The following is a 6,006-nucleotide window of genomic DNA, read 5'->3' as shown; positions in this document are numbered from 1 at the left end:
GCCAAGGGGATGCGGCGATCCTCCTCGTAGAAAAAGCGGGCATCGGCTAGGCGCGCCCGCACCACGCGGCTGTTGCCTGCCGCAATCCGCTCCGCTTGCCGGGGGTCGCCGTTGGAGATGGTGATGAAGTAGGGTAGCAATTTCTCGGGATCCCGGCCATCCCGCACCGGGAAGTAGCGCTGGTGGGTGATCATCACCGTCTGGATGACCGCAGGGGGCAATTGCAAAAACTCCGGCTCAAAGCGCCCCAGAACGGCCGTTGGCCACTCCACCAACTGCACCACCTCCTGTAGCAGAACAGGGGGGATCTGGGCTCGCCCGTTCACCTGCTTGGCCAGCTTGGTCACCTCCGCCTGGATCTGCGCCGCTCGTGCCGCCGGGTCAGGGTTGACGCCGGCTGCTTGCATTTGCTGAACATAGCTCTCGGCCCGCTCCAGGACAACCTGCTGGGATCCCAAAACGCGGTGGCCACGGCTGACCCGCCCGGCCACTAAGCCTGGCAGAGGATTGCCCTCAGGGGTAGGCCAGAGCAAAGGCAGTACTTGATCGTCCCAGAGGGAGACCAGCCAGCGGATGGGACGGGGAAACTTCAAGTCTCCATAGCCCCAGCGCATCAGCCGTTCGCCGCTCAAGCTGGTGATCCAAGTGGGCGCCAATTCCTGGAGCACCGCTGCCGTCGGCCGCCCCTGCAGCCGCTGCACGGCAAAGACAAAGGATCCCTTGCCCACCTGTCGGATCTCCAGGCTGGCAGGATCCACCCCCTGCTTCTGGGCAAATTTTTCCCCGGCAGGGGTGAGGCGGCCATCTTGGTAGGCCACCTGAGCCGGTGGCCCCTTCACCTCCAGGGTGCGATCCGGCTGCTGGGTGGGCAGGCCCCGCAACAGAACTGCCAAGCGGCGCGGCGTGCCGAAAAGCTGCATCTCCTCGGCCTGTAGATGGGCTTCTGCCAAAGAGGCCGGGATCCCCTTCCTCCACTGCTCTAGGGCCGAATCAACAAAACTGGCCGGCAGCTCTTCACAGCCGACTTCCAGCAAATAGGCAACCATACCCCTCTGCTCTTAGCGACATCCCCCCTGGGGATCCCAGTTTATCAGGGGAGCCGGGGCGGCGTTCACACAAGGGCTGCAACCCGCCATCAGTACCAAGTGGAATCCCCTACTGCCAGAACGCCCTCCTGCGGCCGTGCCGGGGAGGCAGCAGGCAAATGCACCACAAGGATGGGAAGGTTAGGCCGGTTACGGGCGATGATCTCCGGCTCGCGGCCCAGACGGGAGCGGCTGCGGGCTTCGCTGGGGATCAACACCAATGCATCCCCCGGCTGCAGCACCTTCAACACCTCGGCCACCAGCCCTCCTTGCACCCGTTGGAGCGGCAGATGGGCGTAGCTTGCCGCCACCAGGGCCGGAGAGCGCTCCCGTGGCGGTCGGGTTTGCACCAGGAGAATCTGCAGCGCCGCCTTCAATTCCTCGGCCAGCGTCTGCGCCAGCCCAATCGTCTGCTGCAGGGATCCGGGAGACACTGCCAACTCTGGGGCTGCCAAAAGGATGCGCTGTGTTGTCTCGATGGGGACGGGGAAGCGCGTAATCAGCACCGGGATCCCCACCTGCCGCACCACTGCGTCGATGACGCTGCCAAAGAAATTTTCCGCGTAGGTGGAGTAGCCCTTCCAGCCGAGGATCACCAAGGTCGCCTGCCGTTCCGCTGCCGAGCGAATGATCCCTTTTTCCACCGAATCATCCACCCGCCGAATGGCTTCCACTCGAGCAGCGGCGCTGTGGGCCAGGGCCTCTGCAAAGGTCAACAATTGCTCTTGCCGGGCCAGAGCCGCCGGCGAGATCCCAGCACGGTCAGACAAAACGTGCAGCGGCAGCAGCGTCCCCCCTTCTTTCTTGGCCAGAATCAAAGCCAACCGCAGCAGGTTGCTCTCGGTGTCAGGGTTGGCCACCGGCACCAGGACGCGGGATCCCCAGGCTGGCTGGGGCAGGTTACCAGCTTCTGCCGCCACCTCTACAGGCTGGAGTTGCTCACCCCAGCGGGCCACGATCCAAGGCGAGGCAATGCAGGTAATCAGGATCATGGCGATGGTGCCGTTCACCGTCAGCTCATCCACCAATTTCACGTTGAAAGCCACCGTGATTGCCGCCAAAGTAGCCGCCGCCTGCGCTACCGACAGGCCGAACATGACCATAGCGCTGGCCAAGCGCCAGCCAAACAGTTGGGCCGGGATCCAAGCCGCCAAAAACTTGCTCACCACCTCCGCGGCAATCATCACTCCGCCCACCAGCAGCGTGCGTGGCTCGCCCAAGAGAATGCTGGGGTTGATCAGCATCCCCACCGAGATCAAGAAAAACGGTATAAACAACGTGTTGCCGATGAACTGAATCCGGTTCATGAGGGGGCTGAGCTGGGGAATGAGGGGGGTGATGGCCGTCCCAGCCAAAAAGGCGCCCACCACCGGCTCAATGCCAATCAACCCCGCTCCGTAGGCCACCACGAACAAGGTGGCAATCACAAAAGTAAACTCCGCCCCCTCGTCGTGGCCAAAGCGCTGGAAAAACCAACCGCCCAGCTTGGGCACCCCCCAGAGGGTGGCAAACATGTAGAGGGCAATCGAGGGGATGAGCGTCAGCCAGAATTGCAGTGTCAGCTCCCCTTGATGGGCGCGCACCACCACCGCCAGCACCAGCAGCGCCAAGACATTGGTAATCAACGTCGCCCCCAGGGTGGCTGTTACCGCCTGCAGGCGCATCAGGCCCAACTTGGAGACAATCGGCAGGGCAATGAGGGTGTGGGAGGCAAAACACGAGGCCACCAGCACTGCCGCCAGAAAGTCATACCCCAAGGCCAGCATGGCCGCCGTGCCGATCACCATTGGCAACAGAAAGGTGAGCACCCCGAAGACACTGGCCTTGCCGGCGTTGAGCTTCAAATCCTCCAGGCTGGTCTCCAAGCCGGCCATGAACATGAGAAACAACAGCCCCACCGTGCCCAACAAGACGATGGTTCCGTCCCGCTGCAAGATGCCCAAGCCGTAGGGCCCCACCACCAACCCGGACAGAATCAGGCCGATGATCCCCGGCAGGTGCAGCCGCTCAAACAGCAGCGGGGCCACCAGCATGATCGTCAGGAGGATCAGAAACACCAGCACTGGGTCTTTCACCGGGCCGAGCAGGGCCAGAGGGATCCCTGAAATTGGCAGCCAGTTAGCCATCATCACTACCCAACAGACAGCAACCCACAGACTCGGCCAAGCGCCCGCCTGAGTCTATCAGATTCATCCAGATTCAGATAGCTCCCCATGGCCCACAGCTTTCGTCCAGTCTTCAATCTCCGGCAGGGCGTTTAACAAGCATTCAAAATACATCAAGAACACACTGGGAATGAAGACAGCCTGGCGGTGGCGCCCGCAAAGAGGCGAGAGAAACCTTCGAGAAACACACATTAAAATCGGAAAAATCGGAGAGTACATGCTCTTGGGCCGCTTATGAACCAGCTTGCTCCTGGAAAAGTGATCGGTCAGCGCTATCAACTGGTTCAGAAGATTGCGGCAGGGGGCATGGGGCAGGTGTTCAAGGCTGTGGATACCCGCCTGTTCAATCGTCCAGTGGCGGTGAAGCTGTTGCACCAAAACTTGGCAGGCGATGAAAACACCTGCCGTCACTTGCTCAAGCGCTTTCAGCAGGAAATTCGCATCAGTACCCTGCTGGGAGAGCACCCGGCCATTGTCAAGGTGCTGGATTACGGTCTGGAGAACAACCAACCTTATTTGGTGATGGAATACCTGAGGGGGCACAGCTTGGGAGAACTGATGCTCAAGCACCCGCTGCTGCCCCCTCAGCAGGTGGTGAAGATCGCCCGCCAAGTGTGTGCCGGTCTCTACTATGCCCACAATTTGGAGACTGAGCAAGATGGCCACCTCATCAAAGGGGTGATCCATCGCGACATCAAGCCCAGCAATCTCTTTGTTTTGAAAGATGAGACCCTGGGAGAGACGGTCAAGATCCTGGATTTTGGCATCGCCAATTTGCTGAGCGATGTTTCTTTGGCCCTCGGCACCCAAACCACCGGCTTTTTGGGGACGGTGCGCTACGCCTCTCCCGAGCAGGTGCGCGGCGAGGAATTGGATCCCCCCTCCGACATCTACTCGTTCGGCGTGGTGCTCTACCGCATGCTGACCGGGCAACACCCCCTGCAGCCCAAGACCGATTCTTTTCCCGGTTGGTACGAGGCCCACAACTACCAACAGCCTCGGCCCTTCGACCGCTCCCAGTTGCCTCATGAGATCCCGCCAGCGCTGGAGGAAGTGGTGCTTGCTTGTCTGGCCAAAGACCCCGGCCAGCGGCCCCAAACCATGAAGCTCCTCAGCGACCAATTGGAGGGATCCCTGCAATCCCACAACAGCGCCGGCTCTTCCCTCACGCCCCCTCCAACAACCTCGCCGTTTTCCGAGCGCACCCTGGCAGCCATCGATGATTGGGAAGGCGCCCAGCCGGAGTCCAGGGACAGGCAGATCCCCCTCTGGGGCGGGATAGCTCTTTTTGCCGCCATCGCCGGGAGCACTTTTTGGGGCCTCCGTCTGCTTTTGAGAGACCGCTTGCTGTTCCTTTGCCCTCTGACACCGATGAGCGGGAGGCCGGCCCAGATCCACTGCTGGACTGGCTGCTGCGGGATGGTGAGCCAGTGTTTGAAGATGATCCTGATCCGGTTCGGGAGAACCCTCAACCCGAACCCACGCCCACATCGCCACCCACCCCTGCGCCTCCGCCCGTTGCAGCGCCGGCCCCCCCGCCCACTCCCATTCCCAGCACCCCCCTGCCGCCCCAGCCGGTCAATCGCCCCCTCTTTTCCCCATCAACCGGGCCGCTCCTCCTGCTGCTGCCTTTCCCACCCCTGCCCAAAACCCTACGCCCAGCTTCCTACAACGCCTGCGCGAAGAGCGGGAACGCTTGGGGAAGGACTAAGCCGAAAAAAAGGGGATCCCTGAGGATCCCCTGGCAAAGAGCTGGGCAAGGCTAGTCCTCGATGGGATCCCCCGTCAGAGGATCCCAGAAGAGGGGCAGTCAGGCGGCTGCCAGCCGGGCATTGGCGGCATCCCAGTTGACCAGGTGTTCCAGGTAGGCGCTGATGAAGTCGGGCCGTCGGTTTTGGTAGTCCAGGTAGTAGGCGTGCTCCCACACATCCAGGGTGAGCAAGGGCACTTGGCCGTGCACCAGCGGGTTTTCGGCGTTGGGGGTTTTGGTGACCTTGAGAGTGCCGTTGTCCAGCACCAGCCAAGCCCAGCCGCTACCAAACTGGGTGGCCGCCGCCGTTTTGAAGGCCTCGACAAACTTGTCGTAGCCGCCCAGATCAGCGTTGATCTTGTCGGCGATGGGCCCTGTCGGCGTGCCGCCCCCACCTGGCTTCATGGATTCCCAGAAGAAGGTGTGGTTCCAGACTTGGGCAGCATTGTTGAAGATGCCCACTTTGTCGGGATCCCCAAACGTGGTCTTGATAATTTCTTCCAGGGACTTATTGGCCAGATCGGTGCCTTCAATCAGCTTGTTCAGGTTGGCCACGTAGGCGGCGTGGTGCTTGCCGTGGTGGTAGGAGAAGGTTTCCGCCGACATATAGGGCTGGAGGGCGTCGGCAGGGTAGGGCAGAGCTGGGAGTTCAAAAGCCATAGTCGTCTGTCCTCTGTGTCTTGTGCAAGGAATGCAAGAAAGAACGCGGCCAAGGCTAAGGATAAACCAGACAAAGGCGTTACCTTTCTTTGCAGTCTTAGTGTAACTCAGAACGATTACGCTTTGGGATCCCCTGGGCCCTTCGATGACCGGGGGCTAACGGGATCCCTGCTGCAGCAGCTCGATCAGCAGGGGAGCGACATCCCGCAGCAGCGGGATCAAAACCGCTGTGATGGCGGCAATGGTAACTACATTGCGGGTGAAGCTGAGGGTGTCGCGGCTGAGCTGGAAAAACCGCTCGTCCCAGCGTTTGACCTCGGCTTCCAGACGTTCTTCTGCCTTAGCG

At 61.1% G+C, this 6,006-nt stretch carries 4 protein-coding genes and 1 pseudogene; 1 reads left to right on the top strand and 4 read right to left on the bottom strand.

The features are described 5' to 3' along the window. Both glyS and NW841_RS02860 read right to left on the bottom strand, forming a co-directional pair. The coding region (glyS, locus tag NW841_RS02865; RefSeq protein ID WP_414385258.1) for a glycine--tRNA ligase subunit beta at positions 1–1,046 on the bottom strand (1,046 nt) is incomplete at its 3' end. An 89-nt stretch (positions 1,047–1,135) separates the two neighbouring features. After that, positions 1,136–3,214 (bottom strand): cation:proton antiporter, encoded by a 2,079-nt coding sequence (locus NW841_RS02860; RefSeq protein ID WP_414385256.1) that lies wholly within the window; start codon positions 3,212–3,214, stop codon positions 1,136–1,138. A gap of 270 nt (positions 3,215–3,484) precedes the next feature. On the opposite strand from NW841_RS02860, the gene NW841_RS02855 reads away from it, so the two are divergent. After that, on the top strand, positions 3,485–4,984 hold the full coding sequence (locus NW841_RS02855) for a serine/threonine protein kinase (protein WP_414385253.1): 1,500 nt from the start codon (positions 3,485–3,487) through the stop codon (positions 4,982–4,984). Between the two features lie 76 nt (positions 4,985–5,060). Here the strand turns inward: NW841_RS02855 and NW841_RS02850 are convergent, their stop codons facing one another. Beyond that, positions 5,061–5,660: a superoxide dismutase gene (locus NW841_RS02850; protein WP_414365685.1), complete on the bottom strand. Its 600-nt coding sequence runs from the start codon at positions 5,658–5,660 to the stop codon at positions 5,061–5,063. A 156-nt stretch (positions 5,661–5,816) separates the two neighbouring features. After that, positions 5,817–6,006 (bottom strand): annotated as a pseudogene (locus NW841_RS02845) (hypothetical protein); the annotation flags it as partial.

It is taken from the genome of Synechococcus sp. H60.3 (assembly GCF_047462295.1).
GTDB lineage: Bacteria > Cyanobacteriota > Cyanobacteriia > Thermostichales > Thermostichaceae > Thermostichus.
This window is presented reverse-complemented; position numbering and strand designations above follow the sequence as displayed.

Bases quoted from the DNA above. Each gene is read 5' to 3' on its own strand.
- NW841_RS02860 (WP_414385256.1), bottom strand. From the start codon at position 3,214: ATGATGGCTAACTGGCTGCCAATTTCAGGGATCCCTCTGGCCCTGCTC.
- NW841_RS02855 (WP_414385253.1), top strand. From the start codon at position 3,485: ATGAACCAGCTTGCTCCTGGAAAAGTGATCGGTCAGCGCTATCAACTG.
- NW841_RS02850 (WP_414365685.1), bottom strand. From the start codon at position 5,660: ATGGCTTTTGAACTCCCAGCTCTGCCCTACCCTGCCGACGCCCTCCAG.